Here is a 17,287-nt window from a genome sequence, read left to right on the forward strand (position 1 = left end):
AAAGATATCCGGACGCATTAGCGAAAACAACAATATTTGGTTCTGTCGGACCGCGCGGAACGATCCCTTGCAGGAATTTTGTTTAAATATAACATACTGATAAAAGAAAGAAAAGACATCACCCGTTGGGGTGAAATTTGAGGGGAGAGTGCAGAAAGATAGATGAGCAGAATGTTTGTAAAAATATAGTTGAAATATAAGATTTTAATTGACTGTCCCGGCATTTTTTTATAAACTCGTGAAACACGGAAGAAGTTCTGCGTTATCGCAAGCAGACGCACCGGATGATGCAAGAGATTCTTATAGCCGCAGATGTGCAGATGACGGAAAAGAGGAGAACTGAATCTTATGGTTGAACTGGAGCACTTCGAAAACGCGGAACTCTTCAAAAAAATCAACGCTTTGCCCGTGCGCGCCATTGTCGAAACGCCGTTTTACGGCAACAACGTCACGAAGATCGAAAGCGTCGCCCAGGCTTATGAGCTGGCCAAAAACAGCCCCGGCACGCTGGAGCTGACCGGTATGCCCGTGTATCAGCCGGAGGCGCAGGGGCTGCCGAAGGGCGCCAACGTGCTGATGTTCGACGACGGCGCCGTCGTCGGCCGCGCTGCGGCCGCCCGACGCATCGTCGGTACGCCCGGAGTGGACACGGCCGGACTGTGCAAGATCGTGCGGGAAGCCGTTTATCAGGGGCGCTTCCGCCGTTTTTACGAAGCCGAGACGGTGGTCGGGCTTGACACGGACTTCACCGTCCGCGCCCGCCTTCTGATCCCCGAAGGATTCGAGAACAACTTGCTGAGCTGGATGCTGAATTTCCAGTTCATGACCGACGAAGTGAAAAAATTCTACGCCGGCAGCCGCGTCATTCCCGGCGAAGGCGACATCCTCGTCTATTCCGATCCGTACTGGACGCATCCCGACTTTCCGCTCGGGCTGGCCTTCTTCTCGCCGGAGCAGAACTGCGCGGCCATTCTCGGCATGCGCTACTTCGGCGAGTTCAAAAAAGGCACGCTGACGCTCGGCTGGGGCACGGCCGCGCGCCACGGCTACGCCTCCTGTCACGGCGGCCTGAAGCGCTTCACGCGCCGCGACGGCGAAAAGTTCGTGCTGGCCGTGTTCGGCCTTTCCGGCTCCGGCAAGTCGACCATCACCCACGCGACTCACGGCGGCAAGTACGACATCATGGTACTGCACGACGACGCGTTCGTCGTCAACGTCAGGGAAAAGTACGCTATCGCCATGGAGCCGACCTACTTCGACAAGCTGCAGGATTACCCGATCGGCTGCGAGGCCAACAAATACCTGCTGACGGTACAGAACTGCGGCGTCACGCGCGACGCCGCCGGCAAAACGATAGCCGTCACCGAGGACGTGCGCAACGGCAACGGCCGCGCCGTCAAGTCGCGTTTGTGGACGGCCAACCGCGTGGACCGCATCGACGAGCCGCTCAACGCCATCTGCTGGCTGATGAAGGACCCGACGCTGCCGCCGATGCTCAAGCTCACCGGCGCCTCGCTGGCCGCGACGATGGGGGCCACGCTGGCCACGAAGCGCACCTCGGCCGAACAGCTGGCCCAGGGCGTCGATCCCGACGCCCTGGTGATCGAAAGCTACGCCAATCCGTTCCGTACCTATCCGCTGTCCATGGATTTCGAGCGTTTCAAGGCGCTCATCGAAGACGGCGTCGACTGTTACGTTCTCAACACCGGCGACTTCATGGGCAAAAAGGTGACGAAGGAAGACACGTTCGCCGCGCTCGAAGCCGTCGTCGACGGCACGGCGAAATTCGAGCCGACGGGGCTGCCCGGCATCGAGTATCTGCCGGTGAAAGGCTTCGAGATGGATCTGAACGACGAAAAATACCGCGCCGCCTTCATGGCCCGCATGAAAGACCGCGCCCGCTTCGTTGCCAGCCGCGAGACCGCCGGCGGGGGCGTCGACGAATTGCCCGAGGACGCTCTTGAATCCATCGAAGCGGTAGTCAGCGCGCTGAGAAAAATGTAGGAGCGCCGGGAACCGATTGCGATTACATAACGAGACAAGGCCCGGCGCCGGAAAATTTTTCCGGCGCCGGGCCTTGTCTCGTTATGCTCATTTGCCGCCGGGATCTTTTTCCTCGACGCCCGCCGAACTTGACGGCATGAAGAGCACCTTGACGGTGGAGATCATCAAATAGAAATCGAAAATCAGCGAGAAATGCTGGATGTAGAGCAGATCCAGCTTGAGCTTGTCCTCGAACAGCGTGTTGTAGCGGCCGAATACCTGCGCATAGCCCGTCAGGCCGGATTTGACCTTGAGACGGTAGCGAAACTCCGGGTATTGGCGGCAGTACTGCTCGATCAGCTCGGGACGTTCCGGCCGCGGGCCGACGAGAGACATGTCGCCCTTGAGGATGTTGAACAGCTGCGGCAGCTCGTCGATGCGCAGCATGCGCAGCCAGCGTCCCACGGGAGTGATGCGGCCGTCGTGGTTGGAAGCCATCTCGGCGCCGTTGGACTCGGCGTTCTGCACCATAGTGCGGAACTTGTACAGCTGGAACGGCTGCCCGCCCTCGGTGACGCGCGTCTGCCGATAGAGCGCCGGACCGCCGTCGTGCAGACGGACCGACAGCGCGGCGATCAGCATCAGCGGGCTGAGCGCGATCAGCGCCGCGGCCGAACCGGCGACGTCGATAGCGCGCTTGATGAGCTTCTGCTCGCTGCTCATTTGATGTCCGCGGAACAGGAAGGCGGGGATATCGTCGATCTGGCAGCGTACGGCGCTGTGGACGAAGATCTCGTCCACGTTGGGGACCATGAGCAGACGTTTGTCCGTCTCGTAGCAGTGACGGATCACCATGCTGCGGAACTCCGGCCGCCCGTGCCCGAGCATGAGCACCAGCGGCTGCCCGTCCATGGCGCTCTGCACCGCCGCATCCCCGTCGCTCTCGTGGCAGTACTGGACGATGCGATAGCGTTTGCTCTCGCTGAGGAATTTCCTCAGCACGCGCTCGTCGTCTTCGGGATTGGCGAGGATGGCCAGCGCGTCGCGGGCGGGATTGATGGCGAAATAAACGGCGTTGGCGGCGACGTAAAGCAGCGTTCCCGCCAGAACTTGCGCGCACGTGAGCAATATCATCGGCCCCACCGCGATGAAACGGTGCAGCATGAGGCTCAGCTGCGAGTATCCCGTGAAATTGGCGATGGCCAGCGCCAGCGAGAAGGAATAGATCAGCTCGCGCAGGCGCAGGATACCGATACGGTAAGCCCCGTATGAATAACTGAGAGTATAGAACACCAACAGGTAGACTACGCCGACGACGTAATTGTCCTTGAACATCAGGCGCGGCGCTTCGTACCAGATTTTGAAGCCGCCGATGTAAAGTCCGACGGCGGTGACGACGATCAGGATCTTGAAGAGGAACATGATGGACTTCTTGAATTTTGCAGCGATGGAACCATTCATGAAAGCCACTCCTCAATGGTGGATTGATGAAAGACAGATGCAAGAAGTCTTTCAGAACATTCATATCATAACACACGCGAGGCGAAAAAAGCGCTTTTTCCCCGAACGTCGGCGCCGCTTTGTTTCTTCTGAAATTCTTCAAGGTAAATGCAACGCAACATCCGGTACCCCGTTGCATTAAATCTGAATTAAAAGGAGCTTGCATTTAGTCTGAATTGATGAAAGACCTTTCTTACGAGACAACAGATCTCGGAAAGGAGTTCATCATCATGAACAAACATTTGACTCTGGCTGAAAGAAAAGCCATTGAAAGCGCCCTCAACCGGCGAGAATCTCTCAGAAGTATTGCCTCAACGGTTCTGAAGTCGCCGAGTACGATCTCCAGAGAGATCAGAAAACATGCAGAGACTGTCTTCAAAGGCTGTTATGGCCGGACAGTAAACTGCTGCCTTCACCGGTATGACTGCTCCGTTACTTCCCTTTGTAACACCTCTCCGAAATGCCGTTCACTGTGTTTCCGGTGCTCAAGATGTAATACGATGTGTCCTGACTTTAAGGAGGAGGTCTGCCCGCAGCTTTCGGTTCCTCCGTATGTCTGTAACGGCTGCCCCAACCGTCACCGCTGCACTTTAAAAAAACGGATCTATTCTGCTAAATCTGCAAATGACTCTTACGAGAAAACTTTGCATGAGGCTCGTGAAGGCTTCAATATCTCCGATGCCGAGCTTGCAGATATTGATTCTTTTTTCTCTCCTCTCATCAAACAGGGGCAGTCTCTCTATCATATTATCCGTAATAATCGAGATACTGTTCCCTGTTCTGAAAGTACCGCCAGACGGCTCCTGCTTTCGGGTATTTTAGAGGCACGGAAAATAGACTTGCCCCGAGCTGTCCGTTTTAAGAAGAGAAAGGGAAAAAGAAATAACATGAAGGTGGATAAAAAATGTCGTGAAGGCCGTACCTACAATGATTTTCTCTCTTTTTCGGAGAAACATCCGGACATGCTTATTACCGAAATCGACAGTGTCGTTGGCACCACAGGAGGAAAAGTTCTTCTGACTGTCATCTTAAGAAACTGCAACTTTATGCTGGCTTTTTTGAGAGATAAAAATACTGCTCAATCTGTTGAGCAGATTTTTACAATGCTCTTCACTCTTCTGGGCAGGAAACGCTATAAGTCCATGTTTCAGGTCCTTCTTGCTGACAACGGTACAGAGTTTTCCAATCCGACGGCTATCGAAAAAGGTCTGGACGGAGAAAGAAAATCATATATGTTCTATTGCAATCCACAAGCACCGCAGGAAAAACCGAAGGTTGAAAATAATCATACTCTCATTCGAAGGATCCTTCCCAAGGGAACAACTTTCGACAATTTATCCCAAACTGATATCAACCTGATGATGTCTCATATAAACTCATACGGGAGGAAAAAATTTAACGGAAAATCTCCTGCAGAGATCTTTATCAACCTGTATGGCGAGGATGTATTGCATTTACTCGGACTCGAACTTATTCCGCCACAGGATATCTGTTTAAAGCGGACTCTTCTCGCCGGTAAATAACGGCTCCTTTTTAATTTCTTGATTGCATTAACTCTGAACTGAAAATTTTGCTTTCAGTTGAGGATCACTTTTGTATGCACTTTTTTCGGACAATTTCCTCGTAACAGCTTTTCATCCCCTTGAATTTGTTCCGTTAGCGCAATCTTGATCGTTATTATGTGTTCGTAATGACTGCTTGCTGCTTTTGTCCTGTCAAAGTAAATGCAACCCTGTCGCATTTACTTTGACGAGGTTGCATTTACTCTGAAAATTTACCGCTTTGTTTCTTCGCCGGGCGGCCATGATCGCCGCGCGGAACGGCGTTGTGTGTGACGGGGAGAGGCGGCATTTTGCGCGCGGCGGACCGTTTGGCACGAAAAAGGCCGGCCTCAGCCAAGAGACCGGCCTCGCTTTGACGGAGCGATGACGGGATCATACCATCAAGAACCCTACGAAAAGATAAGCGATCGAAGCCGCCGCAGCGCAGACGAGCGCATAAGGCAGCTGGGTCTTGACGTGATCGATGTGATCAGCCGCCGCTCCCGCGGAGGAAAGAACGGTTGTGTCGGACAGGGGCGAGCAGTGATCGCCGAATACGCCGCCGCCGGCAACGGCCGCAAAGCAGGCGGTAACGAGCGGCGTCACCTGATTGTTCGTATAGTTGAAGGCCAGCGGCAGCGCAATGGGCATGCAGATCGCGAACGTTCCCCATGAGGTTCCCGTGGCGAAGGCCATGATCGCCGCGATCACGAAGATGATGAAGGGCAGCAGATGAGGCGACAGGAACTGTTGGGCCAAAGAAACGATGTAGTTGGCCGTCCCCATGGTTTTGCTCAGCGCATTGACCGAATAGGCGAGAGCCAACAGCATGACGACGGGCACGGCCCCCTTGACGCCGTCGGTGGCCGTGTTGATGACATCTTTGAGAGGGATGCCCTGCAGCATCATGCTGACGGTCATGAAAATCACGACGGCGAGGAACGCCTCCATGGTCTTGGCGGAGTGAAGCGTGACGTAGGTCCCCACGGCGATGCATACGATCATCAGCACCGGCAGGATGAAATTGAGGAACACGCGCGTCTTTATGCCCTCTTGCGCGGGCATCTCCGTCAGTTCCTTGCCGATCAGCGGCTGAGCGCCGTCGCGCAGGACCTTGCCTTCGTCCATGGCGCGCCGCTCGGCTTTCTTCATCGGCCCGAAATCCTTGACGAGACCGGAGCCGATCAGGAATACGAAGGCCACGGCAAACAGCGCGTAAAAGTTGAACGGCACGGCTTTCACGAACAGGCTCATGGCCTGCTCCTGGTCGACGATGCAGCCCACGCCGACGGCCAGACCGCTCAAATAAGCTGCCCAGCCGGTGATGGGCACCAGCACGGAAACGGGCGCCGAGGTGGAGTCGGCGATGTAGGACAGCTTTTCGCGGCTGATTTTCGCGTTGTCGGAAATACGGCGCATGACCGTGCCGACGAACAGCGGCGAGAAGGAATCGCTGAAATAAACGAAAAGGCCCAGCAGCCACGAAATCAACTGCACGCCCTTGCGTCCCAAATGAAAATCGTGCACCTTCCGCGAAAATCCTTGAATGGCCCCCGTCTTCTGGAAGTAAGCGACGAGAATACTGATGAAGACGTTCAGCATCATGACCCAGGCGAAGCCTGTGGTCCCCATGCTCGTTTTCAGCAACGTGGGCAGCCCCATCAGCCCCTGTCCGGCCAGCAGCGTGCCGGCAAAGCAGGCGACCATCAGCGAGACCACCGTGTTGCGCGTGACAAAGCACAGTACCACGGCGAGGAGCGAGGGAATGACGGAAATAAATCCCATGTTTTGCATCGTAACGCCTCCTTAAATGAAAAACAGACTTATGCTTTCTTGTAGAAATTGTTCGAGCGGCTGACCGTCGCGTGAGGCGCCGGGTCGAGTTCGCGTCCGGCGATGCCGAGGACGTCCTCCGGCCTGATCCATGGCTTGCCCTGCAGCGCGCTGGTCTCCTCGTGGGTCAGCATCCCCTTGTAGCAGGTCAGGGCGCGGCGCAGGAAACCGTCGCGCGCGCAAGCCTCGGCGACGCCGCGGTTGAGAATGCTGCGGAAGTGCCCGATGACCGAGGCCGCATAGGCGATGGACGTTGACTGAGCAATGGCGCCGGGAATGTTGCTGACGCAAAAGTGAACGATCCCTTCCTCGACGTAGCGGGGATTCTCGTGCGTCGTCTCGTGGAACGATTCGATGGCGCCCTGGTCATCGTTGCTGATGTCGACCAGCACGGAGCCCTTTTCCATGAGGCGGAGCATGTCGCGAGTGACGAGATAGTCCTTGCAGCCCTTGGGCCATTTGACACAGTTGAGGATCATGTCGGTGCCGGGCAGCAGTCTGGCGACGTTTTCGCGCGTGGAGAAGGCGGTGTCGACGGAATCGCCGTATTCGAACTGAATCGCCCGCAGCGTGCCGATGTTGATGTCGAGCACCGTGCAGTGGGCGCCAAGGGCGTGCAGCACCTGCAGAGCGCTCTTGCCGACGATGCCGCCGCCGAGAATGACGACGTTCATGCCCGGCGCGCCCGCCAGACCGCCTACATATTTGCCCTTGCCGCCGTTGATCGACAACATCGACTCGAGACCGAACAAAGCGCCTTGTTTGCCGGCCGCCTCGCAGTTGGGCGAGCCGTAACGGTGGCAATCCTCGGCGGTGAACGCGATGCACCCGCTCTTGAGCAGCGCCTCGACTTCTTCGGGATGAGCGGCCGGATGGATGCAGGTGAAGACGATCTGGTCCGCGCGGATCAAACCGTACTCGCAGGGCTCGAACTCCTTGACCTTGGTGACGAACTCGGCTCGGGCGTAAATCTCTTCCATCGTGTCGACGATCTCGGCTCCCGCTTTGGCGTAGGCGCCATCGTCAAAACCGGCGCGCTCGCCGGCTCCCTTCTGGACCAGTGCCTCATGTCCGTCGGCGACGATCGTGGAGATCTCGCCGGGCGTGGCGATGGTGCGGTATTCGCCGTTCTTGATGTCTCTCAGAAGACCAAAGATCATGTGAAATCCTCCAGTGTTGGGAAATTTATAGAGTCTGAATATTATATTCAGATGTGGCTTAACATAGAATATCATGAAATGAAAAAAATGAGGAGAGGCGGCCGCCTTTCTTTCACAAAGAATATGCCACTCGGATCTGCTGTGACAGATCCAACGCATCATGATCAACAAAGCGAGACGGCTACCGGCATAAAGCCGGCGACGGTCTCGCTTTGTGAATTTTCCTCGCAACTCCCAGCAAACTATGTTAACGCTTTCTATCAAGAATCAGTATGACGGGCGCTACACCTCCCGGCAGTGATTCATGATTTCCTCTTCGCTCTTGACGTGGTAGCCGTGACGACGGGCGATGCACATCAGGCTGTCGTCGCCGGTCTTCTCGGCCTGTGTCCGCTCGCCATCCGCAACGCGGATGACGAGGTCGAGCAGGGCTCTGCCGGTGTCTTCGGGCGAATCGCCGCGGGAAATGATGCCCGACGCGTCGAAGTCGAACATTTCGCTCATGGCCTTGTAAGTTTTTTCGTTGCCGGTGATCTTGACGACCGGGGCGATGGGGTGTCCCGTGGGCGAGCCGCGTCCCGTGGTAAAAGCGACGATCTGCGCGCCGCAGCCGATCTCGCCGGTGGTGACTTCGCCGTCGTGGCTTTCGTACTTCATCAGGAACAGGCCTTTCTTGCCCTTCTCGGGCGGCGTGGCGTAGTCGATCACGTCGACAATGGGGCAGGTGCCCGATTTGTGCATGCCGCCCAGCGCCTTTTCGACGATGGAACTGACGCCGCCGTCGGCGTTGCCGGGGGAGATGAGCTGGTTGCGTTTGGCTCCCAGCCGCATGTCGATGCTGCTGCGCAAGACGTCCTCGATCTCGTAAATGGCTTTGTAAACTTTATCGGCGACCTCTTTGCTGACGGCGCGGCGGGCGAGAATGTGCTCGGTGCCGAGCAGCTCGTTCATCTCGCTGAGGATCGCGCTGCCGCCCTGCGCGACCAGCTTGTCCACCATTTCGCCGACGGCGGGATTGGCGGCCAGGCCGCTGGTGGCGTCGGTCCCGCCGCACTTCGTGCCGACGAACAGCTCGCTCAGCGGGCAGGGCACGCGCCGCTGTTCGGCCAGACCGGCGAGCATTTTTCTGCCGGCTTCGACGGCGCGGTTGATCGTGTTGGTCGTGCCGCCTTCTTCCTGGATGACGAAACAGGCGACGGGGCGCCCGTTCTTGCGCACGGCTTCCTCCAGCTCGCGCGGCGGAAAACGCTCGCAGCCGAGGCCAATCACCAGCACCGCGCCGACGTTGGGATGCGTGCCGAGAGCTTTGAGCGTACGGGCCGTCAGTTCAAGATCAAGGCCGACCTGCGAACAGCCTACGGCATGGCGGATTGGCACCGAACCGGGCAGCTGGGCGGCAATGCGCTCCACCGTGCGATTGGCGCAGAACACGGAGGGAATGATGGCCAGATGATTGCGTACGCCCACCGTTCCGTCTGAACGACGGTATCCATTGAAAGTGATCGTCATGATCGTTCCCCCTATCGCCTGCCGCGCTCACAGGACATGTTGTGCGTGTGGATCCATGTGCCGCGGGGCGTGTCGGCCTTCACGCGGCCGATCTCCTCGCCGTACTTGATGACCGGATCGCCGGCGTGCAGGTCTTTGATCAGCACCTTGTGGGCGAATTCCACGTCGTCGAGGAGCGTCAACGGTCCGTCGGGCGTGTCGATCGTATCGCCTCGGAAACTGTCTTCGAGCACTGTTTTCACGTTGTCGGCGGGCGATATCTGCAAACTGCGTCTGAGCATTTTTCAAATTTTCCCCCTCAATTATGCTGTAACGTTTCTTCGGAAAAAAGGTGCGGCATCGCCAACAGAACTTCGAATCGGCCGCATCTGTCCGATCGTCTTGAGCTACGCCGCCTTTTTGCTCTGACGCGCTTTTTTCCAGTTGACATACCAGGGCGTGGACTGGATCAAAGAAAGCAGCGCCAACGCCAGCAGCGCGGCGGAGATCGGGTTGGTGACGAAAATCGACCAGCTGCCGCCGCTGATAAGCAGCGCCTGATGCAGGCTGACGTCGAGCATATGGCCGAGAATCAACCCGACCACGAGGGGCGCGACCGGGATTTTGAGCTTATCCATGAAGTAACCGAGGATGCCGAAACAGAACATCAGCCCCACGTCGAAGAAGTTGTTGTTGATGGCGAAAGCGCCGATGACGCAGAGAATCGTGATCGCCACGGCGAGAATGCGGTTGTGGATCTTCGTCACCGCGATGCACAGGCGCGTGAAGAACAGGCCCTCCACGAACATGGCGAAGCACGAAAACAAGATGGCCCACAGCAGCGTGTAGGTGACGCCGGCGTACTCGGTCATCAGCGTCGGACCGGGCATGATGCCGTGGATCATCAGGCCGCCGAGCAGCACGGCCGTGGCCGAGCTGCCGGGGATCCCCAGCGTGATCGTGGGCACGAGAGCGCCGCCGACCACGGCGTTGTTGGCCGATTCCGGCGCGGCGATGCCGTATTCGTTGCCGTCGCCGAATTCGTGTTTGCTGCGCCCGGGCTTGTAAAAGCGTTTGACCTCGTTGTAAGCGAACCAGCAGGCCGTGTCGCCGCCCGTGCCGGGGATGATGCCGGTGAACACGCCGATGAGGCCGGAACGGACGATTGTCGGCAGCAGCGCCCTCAGCTCGAACCAGGGACGCACGACGCTGTCCTCGATCGTCCCGATGCGCTCGGCATTGTCCTCGTCCTTCTCGATCAGACGGAGCACCTGGGGGATGGAAAACAAGCCGATCAACGCGACCGTGAAGGGAATGCCCGAGAACAGGTTGATATTGTTCATGGTGAAGCGCGGGATCCCCGTGATGGGGTCCATCCCCACCGTGGACAGCGCCAGGCCGAGCGACCCTGAGAGCAGTCCCTTGACGGGCGATCCCTGCGACAGCGAGGCGATGATCGTCATGCCCAGCACGGCCACCGAAGTGAGCTCGACGGGGCCGAACATCACGGCCACACGTCCCAGCAGGGGCGCTACTGTCAACAGCGCGATACTGCTGACCACGCCGCCGACAAAGGAAGCGAACAGCGAAATGCCGAGAGCGTGCCCCGCTTCGCCGCGCGAGGCCATCGGATAGCCGTCCATGACCGTGGCCGCCGCCGAAGGCGTGCCCGGCGTACGGATCAGAATGGCGGCGATCGAGCCGCCGTACATCGAGCCCATATAAAGCGACGCCAGCATGGTGATGCCTGTTTCCGGCGGCATGGCGAACGTCACGGGGACCAGCAGCGCGATCGCCATCGTAGCCGAAAGGCCGGGCATGGCGCCGACGAAAAGTCCCAGCGCCGTGCCGCCGCACATGGCCAGCATGTTGTTCCACTGGAGGATGTTGCTCAGACCGAGAATCATACTGTCAAACATGCGAACACGCTCCTTTTCCCTTAAGCGCCGAGCAGTGGTTCGAGCAGGCCGAGCGGCACGGGAAGATTCAGGAAACGGACGAACAGCAGATAGACGAAAACGCAGAACAGCGCGGCGATCAAGGCTGCCTTGAGGAACCCCGCTGCGCGCAGATAGATATAGCTGACGATCATGAAAAGAGGCGTCGCGACGAAATATCCCGCCTTTTCCGTCACGGCGATGTAAGCGGCGGTCATCAGCGAGTAAACGACCACGCGCACGACGTTGATCCGCGCTTTCTCACCGGATGGAGGGGCCGAGCGCCGCGCATTGAAAGCCATCGCGAAGCTGAGCAGGAAGATCAACGCCGCCACCAGCTGCGGAAACAGTCGAGCGGAATCAGGCATGGACTGGGCTGTAAGGAAAAAGAACAGCCCCACGCCGAAGGAAAACAGCGCAAAAAGGACGTGTTGCATAAAATAGGACATGAAAAAAGACTCCTTCGCACAAACGGACAGCCCCGGTTTTTCGGCGATACCACTTGAAAAAAGGCGGCTTCAGCAAGTGAAACCGCCTCGTGGTTCATTTCGGTGGAAGTTCAGTGTTTCTGAAACTGATCCTTCACTTCGTTCCAAATTTCGGTGAAATCCTTTTCCTGTTTCTTCAGCATGGCCATGTAGTCGTCGCCGTACTTCATGTCGATGATGGAAGCGCGGTCGGCGCACGCTTTCTTGAATTCGGGCATCTCGGCCATCTTTTTGAACGCTTCGATCAGCGTGTGGCGGGCCTCCTCGGGAATGCCGGCGGGAGCGCTGTAGCCGCGCGAAGAGCCGGATACCACGTCGATGCCTTTTTCCTTCATCGTCGGCACGTCGGGGAGCAGCTCGTAACGTTTCTCGGCCATGATCGCCAGCGCGCGCAGGTTGCCGGCTTTGATCTGAGGGAAGACGATGCCGATGTTGTTGAAGCTGACGTCGATCTTCCTGCCCATCGCCGCCTGCCAGGAGGGACCGTCCCCTTCGAAGGGGACCATCTGGACTTTCAGCCCTGAAGCTTTTTCGAAGATCAGCGTCGTGAAGAAATCGTCGCCGCCGACCCCGGAATTGCCGACGGTGACCTTGCCGGGGTTGGCTTTGACCGCCGCGATGAAATCGTCGAAAGTCTTGAAGGGACTGTCGGCCGCCACGACGACGATGCCGGGATCGCTGATGACGTTGGCGATGGGCGTCAGCTCGTCGACCTTGTAGGTGATGGCGGGCGTCATGATGTAGTTGGTCAGAAGCATGGGCGTGTTGGTGATACTCAGCGTGTAACCGTCGTTGCGAGTCGCCTTGGCCAGCTGCGTCCAGGCGATCGCCCCGGTGGCTCCCGGGATGTACTGATTGACGAACGACGTGCCAAGGACCTTCTCCAGGTAAGGCTGAGTCAGCTGAGCGACCGTATCGCTGCCGCCGCCGGCCTTGAATCCCTGCAGAACGGTGATCTGCTTGCTCGGATAAGCGGCAAAAGCAGCGGACGCTGCCAGCGCGCCGATCAAAACTGCTGCACCGAAAACGCGATTTCCACTTCTCATCAAAAGATCTCCCCCTCACGATGTATTAATACTGTTTTCTTGATAAAAAGCGTTCGCACCGTTTGCCGGGCGCTGCGGGGGAGTTCAGCCGCTCAGAACTCCCTCGACTGTGCTGCGCAGCTCGCTGTGTGGCTCTCCCTCGCAGCGCCCTTATGCTCGGCCTTTTAATGGAGAAACAGTATAGGTACCTGAACCGTGGTGCCTTAAACCTCCCCGCGGAGCGACGGGGAATGATTTTTCAGAGGCGAAGCAGTCTTTCGCCGAATAACGATCGAGAGCTTTTCGTTGAAAATCAGCGTCAGTTTTTCTGGTTAACCATGATCTACCTGAGGCAAAAACAGTGTAACATCATGGATATTAAAAATCAAGTCGACAATTTACTTTTTGTCGTTGCTCAGTGATAAAGTCCCCCATAACTGTTCCAAGAAAATGTCACTCTGAGATAATACCGTTCATGAAACAGGAGCGAATGACATTGTCACAAAAGGAACTGGATCGTATCAGGATTATCGGAGCGCTTGTCGACGGACGCATGACGAACAGGGAGGCGGCGGAAAAGCTGGGGCTCTGTCAACGGCAAATCATCAGGATCAAGAAGAGGTTCGTCGCTCAAGGGGCGGCGGGGCTTGTTCACGGCAACCGCGGCAGAACGTCTCGGCGCAGGATCGGAGATGAGGTTCGGGAGTCGGTGCTGAAGGCGTATGAGGAGGTCTATTACGATTTCAACTTCTCTCACTTTGCGGAATGCCTGAACGAACGGGAGGGGATCGGGATCAGTCGTTCGAGTGTCGTCCGCATCCTGAAGGACGAGGGGATCAGGAGCAAGAAGAGTGTGCGGCGGCGGCCGAAGCTTCACCGTTCTCGACCGCGGAAGGTGGCCGCGGGGATGTTGTGGCAGACTGACGCCACGTCGTTTGAATGGTTTGGCAGGGGGAACGGGCGTGCGACGCTGCACGCTTATATTGACGATGCGACGGGGATCGTGACTGGCGCCTGTTTCACTGAGAACGAATGTATGGCGGGCTATGTCGCCGCGCTGGGGATGGGGATCGAGGGGTATGGGCTGCCGATGGCGATTTACAGCGACCGGCATACGATTTTCCGCTCTCCAAAGGCACGGGCGCAGGATGATGAGGATCGGATCGAAGGGAATGAAGAAAATGAAGGGAATGAGGCGGGGAAGGAGGAGCCGTTAAGTTGTTTCGGACGGGGGCTGAAGGATCTTGGGATCGGGCAGATCTTTGCCTTGACGCCGGAGGCGAAGGGGCGTGTCGAACGTCTTTGGAACACGATGCAGGACAGGCTGCCGGGGAGCTGAGGCTGCTTGGCGTCTCGGATATCACGGCGGCCAACGAGGTTTTGCCCAAGCTCATCGCCAGGCACAATCGGAAGTTTGCCGTCAATCCGGCTGAGGGAGAGGACGTTTATGTGAAGCCGGAAGGAAAAGTCGATTTGGATTTTCTCTTTGCGCGTCGCGAATCTCGCAGGACGGATCACGGCGGCATGATCTCCTACGGAGGTCGTCGGTACGTTCCGGCGGCGGACGATTGCCTCGGGATGGCCAAAACGACGGTTGAGGTGCGTGAAACGTCGACCGGGCGGATCTGGGGTGTTTCCAAGGGCAGACGGATCGAGATGAAGGAGGTTGAAAGTCAAAAACGAGTCGACTCCGATGAGGCATCGGCAAAGAAACGGAAAAGCGGGCTTGTGAAAGCGCACAAGCCCGCTCCGGACCACCCTTGGCGGCGTGGCGTCGTCAAAAGGCAGGGATATCATAGCACATGTCGGGATAAATGTACGTTCGCGTAGACGTTGTTATGGCGGCACGATGGGGAGTTCTTTCGAGATGTCTTGCTGTGATGGGAGTGTGAGGGGGTGACTTTTTCAATGAGCAGTTATGGTGACATTTTTATTGGCTATTGACAGTCGACAATTTACTTTGAAAAAAAGTCCGCCCCGGACGCTCCTGCCATTGGCGCGTCCGGGGCGGATGGAATTTTTTGTTTAGCCGTTGTCCTTGCGTTCCAGGTTCACGGTGTAACTGAGCTTGTAGCGGGTGTACGTCCGTTCGAGATGGAGTTTCATGATTTTGCCGGCGGTTTCCGCGTCCTGTCGGAAAATGGCATCGGCCAGTTTCTCGTGCTCGTCGATGATCTGATCGGGCCAGATGTCCTGCGGGCGGCGGGCGATGTCGCCGAGGATCAGCGAGTTCAGCGTGCTCTGCGAGAGCGCGATGACGCTTTCGTAAATTCGCAGCAGCACCATGTTATGAGCGGCCGTGGCGATCAGATTGTGGAAGATGCTGTTCCATTTCGCGCCCTGCAATCCTCGGTCCGGGGGCGCCAGCGCGATGACACGGCGCAGCATGGTCAGCGCCTCGTGAAGATGTTCCAGATCCTGTTCGTTGCGGCGCTGGGCGGCAAAACGCGCGGCAGGGACCTCGACGAGGCTGCGCACTTCCGAGATTTCGTCATAGAGTCCGACCGGCCAGGCCGACTGAAAGTCGTCCAGCGAACGAAAGGCCCCGCTGACGTCGTGGCTTTCCACGAAAATGCCCTGACGTTCGCGAATCTCCAGCACGCCGTAAGCTTCGAGGATGTTCAGACACTCGCGGATATGCAGCCGCGACATGCCGAAATGCTTTTCCAGTTCTCGTTCCGTCGGCAGCTTGCCGCCGCTGACGATCTCTCCGCTCTTGATGGCCTGAAGGATCCGTTTCAGCTGCTCTTCTTTTCTCTTGTTCATGATTTTCCACTCCGCAATGAAATGATGATAACGATCGCTCTAAAATTTTTATGCCGCGACAATCCGCCGTATCCGCTGCCGGCCGCCGAGGGGGAACCGATCCAGGCTGGAAAAGTGAGATGCCGGGCTGCGTGAAAGCGCGCTGTGCCGCCGGCGGAACGTTTTTGTGCCCGCGGGGAGGACTTTCAGGGCGCGGCGGTCACAGCAGGATCGCTCTGTACAGGCCGAAAATGACGAACGGAGCCACGGCCATCTCGATCATCAGCGGCAGGTATCCTTTGTCCAGCGCGGAAACGGAACAGTCCATCTGCTGCAGGGTGAGCGTCTGGCACAGATGCAGGGGCGAAAAGAAATAGCCGTTGAAGCTCCAGGTGTAGATGAAAACGCAGTAGAGCAGCTCTTCCGTCGGCGGCAGGTGCAGGCTCGTCAGCAGCGGCACCAAAACGCCCAGCGGCACGTAGCTGAGCCCCGTGGTGAGGCCGAAGAGCAGCGCCGCGGCCGCGATCACCAACAGCACGCGAAACCCCGACGACTGCACGAACATGGTCTGGAAGGCGGCCATGATGCCGGTCAAATCGCGCACGGTGTTCTGCATGAAATAGATGCCCAGCATCGTCACGAAAGTTTGGCCGCTGAGCCCCTGCCAGAACGCGCGCGCGTAGGCTTTTGCGTCGCGCCGCCCCCAACCGGCCAGAATCAGCGCCAGCGAAGCGAAGGCGCTCAGGTACATGGGCACCTTGAACAGACCGTTGAGCAGCACGATGACGTAGATCGGCGACATGTATTTGAGAATGCTGACAAGCCCGCGGAGCGTATGCCCGCCGCCGGAGCGCGAAGCGACCGGCGCCGAGGCGCCGCGCAGGTAAAGCAGGTAAGACGCGAACTCCATGCCGGCGACAAAAACGACGTTGAGCGCGATCAGCTTGTACAGGCTGACGTGCGGCGCCATGTTGGAGAAAACGATCATCGAGCTGCTCGTCGGCAGCAGGAAGAAGGCGCAGTGACGGAAGGTCAGGTTGAGCGCCGCGCGCTTGAACACGGGCAGCCTGAGGCTGTCGCCCAATTCGTCGACGAAAGGGCTGGAGATGCCCGCGCCGCCGGGCACCGAGACCATGCCGATCGCCGCCGGCAGGATCATGATCACCGCTTTGGCCGACGAAAAAACGTCCTTGAAGGCCTCCACAAGCCGGCCGAGAATGTCGTACTGCTTCATCAGCGCGCTGAGAACGCCGATCTGCAGGATGACGGCGATGGTTTTCATCGTCGGCGGCGAGGTGACGATACTCGTAAAGTTTTCCGCGATACCGCGCAGGGACTGACCGGCGCCGAGTCCCATGATCAGCCCCGTGATCAGCAGCGAGGTGCCGTTCCACAGCTTCCCCTTCGGGAAGAAGACGAGAAAACCGAAGGCCGCGCCCATTGCCAGAAATTCTCTCAGCATGGAGGCCGCTCCTTTCGCGAATGAAATGTGCCGCCGTAAAAGCTCCGCCCCGAGGCAATGTTATCATACCGCGCGCAGAAAAAACTCTTGCGCCGGCGCGGACGAAAAAGCCCGCTTCCGCAAAA

General features: G+C 57.7%; 14 protein-coding genes. 4 read left to right on the top strand and 10 right to left on the bottom strand.

What is annotated here, in order from left to right:
* The first annotated feature begins 348 nt into the window (after positions 1 to 348).
* Entirely contained in the window at positions 349 to 2,004 is a 1,656-nt protein-coding gene (locus RAH42_RS02605) for a phosphoenolpyruvate carboxykinase (ATP) (protein ID WP_120371830.1), read from the top strand.
* Positions 2,005 to 2,091: 87 nt separating this feature from the next.
* On the opposite strand, the gene RAH42_RS02610 is transcribed toward RAH42_RS02605, so the two are convergent.
* Positions 2,092 to 3,444, bottom strand: coding sequence for a sugar transferase (locus RAH42_RS02610; RefSeq protein ID WP_078017167.1), 1,353 nt, complete (start codon positions 3,442 to 3,444; stop codon positions 2,092 to 2,094).
* A 539-nt stretch (positions 3,445 to 3,983) separates the two neighbouring features.
* Between RAH42_RS02610 and RAH42_RS02615 the strand changes: the two genes are divergently transcribed.
* Positions 3,984 to 5,006, top strand: coding sequence for an IS30 family transposase (locus tag RAH42_RS02615; RefSeq protein ID WP_317539907.1), 1,023 nt, complete (start codon positions 3,984 to 3,986; stop codon positions 5,004 to 5,006).
* Between the two features lie 411 nt (positions 5,007 to 5,417).
* Here RAH42_RS02615 and RAH42_RS02620 read toward each other — a convergent pair whose 3' ends face one another.
* The 7 genes from RAH42_RS02620 to RAH42_RS02650 form a co-directional block, all read right to left on the bottom strand.
* On the bottom strand, positions 5,418 to 6,818 hold the full coding sequence (locus tag RAH42_RS02620; protein WP_078017150.1) for a Na+/H+ antiporter NhaC family protein: 1,401 nt from the start codon (positions 6,816 to 6,818) through the stop codon (positions 5,418 to 5,420).
* A 29-nt stretch (positions 6,819 to 6,847) separates the two neighbouring features.
* Positions 6,848 to 8,017: a hypothetical protein gene (locus RAH42_RS02625; protein ID WP_317539908.1), complete on the bottom strand. Its 1,170-nt coding sequence runs from the start codon at positions 8,015 to 8,017 to the stop codon at positions 6,848 to 6,850.
* Between the two features lie 282 nt (positions 8,018 to 8,299).
* Positions 8,300 to 9,526, bottom strand: a complete 1,227-nt coding sequence (locus tag RAH42_RS02630; RefSeq protein WP_078017152.1) for a UxaA family hydrolase — start codon at positions 9,524 to 9,526, stop codon at positions 8,300 to 8,302.
* 11 nt (positions 9,527 to 9,537) lie between these two features.
* Positions 9,538 to 9,807 (bottom strand): UxaA family hydrolase, encoded by a 270-nt coding sequence (locus RAH42_RS02635; RefSeq protein ID WP_009163624.1) that lies wholly within the window; start codon positions 9,805 to 9,807, stop codon positions 9,538 to 9,540.
* A gap of 105 nt (positions 9,808 to 9,912) precedes the next feature.
* Entirely contained in the window at positions 9,913 to 11,424 is a 1,512-nt protein-coding gene (locus RAH42_RS02640) for a tripartite tricarboxylate transporter permease (RefSeq protein WP_317539909.1), read from the bottom strand.
* 20 nt (positions 11,425 to 11,444) lie between these two features.
* Positions 11,445 to 11,891: a tripartite tricarboxylate transporter TctB family protein gene (locus RAH42_RS02645; RefSeq protein ID WP_078017154.1), complete on the bottom strand. Its 447-nt coding sequence runs from the start codon at positions 11,889 to 11,891 to the stop codon at positions 11,445 to 11,447.
* A gap of 110 nt (positions 11,892 to 12,001) precedes the next feature.
* A complete protein-coding gene (locus tag RAH42_RS02650) occupies positions 12,002 to 12,976 on the bottom strand; it encodes a tripartite tricarboxylate transporter substrate binding protein (protein WP_078017155.1) in 975 nt (324 codons plus the stop codon).
* Positions 12,977 to 13,430: 454 nt separating this feature from the next.
* Here RAH42_RS02650 and RAH42_RS02655 point away from each other — a divergent pair, with 454 nt between their 5' ends.
* Positions 13,431 to 14,294 (top strand): ISNCY family transposase, encoded by an 864-nt coding sequence (locus tag RAH42_RS02655; RefSeq protein ID WP_317539910.1) that lies wholly within the window; start codon positions 13,431 to 13,433, stop codon positions 14,292 to 14,294.
* Entirely contained in the window at positions 14,258 to 14,785 is a 528-nt protein-coding gene (locus RAH42_RS02660; protein ID WP_317539911.1) for a hypothetical protein, read from the top strand. The genes RAH42_RS02655 and RAH42_RS02660 overlap by 37 nt, the downstream gene beginning before the upstream one ends.
* A gap of 195 nt (positions 14,786 to 14,980) precedes the next feature.
* Here RAH42_RS02660 and RAH42_RS02665 read toward each other — a convergent pair whose 3' ends face one another.
* Entirely contained in the window at positions 14,981 to 15,721 is a 741-nt protein-coding gene (locus RAH42_RS02665) for an FCD domain-containing protein (RefSeq protein WP_078017131.1), read from the bottom strand.
* A gap of 199 nt (positions 15,722 to 15,920) precedes the next feature.
* Positions 15,921 to 17,162 (bottom strand): DUF401 family protein, encoded by a 1,242-nt coding sequence (locus tag RAH42_RS02670; protein ID WP_078017130.1) that lies wholly within the window; start codon positions 17,160 to 17,162, stop codon positions 15,921 to 15,923.
* Positions 17,163 to 17,287: the final 125 nt, after the last annotated feature.

This window comes from Pyramidobacter sp. YE332 (assembly GCF_033060595.1).
Taxonomy (GTDB): Bacteria; Synergistota; Synergistia; order Synergistales; family Dethiosulfovibrionaceae; genus Pyramidobacter.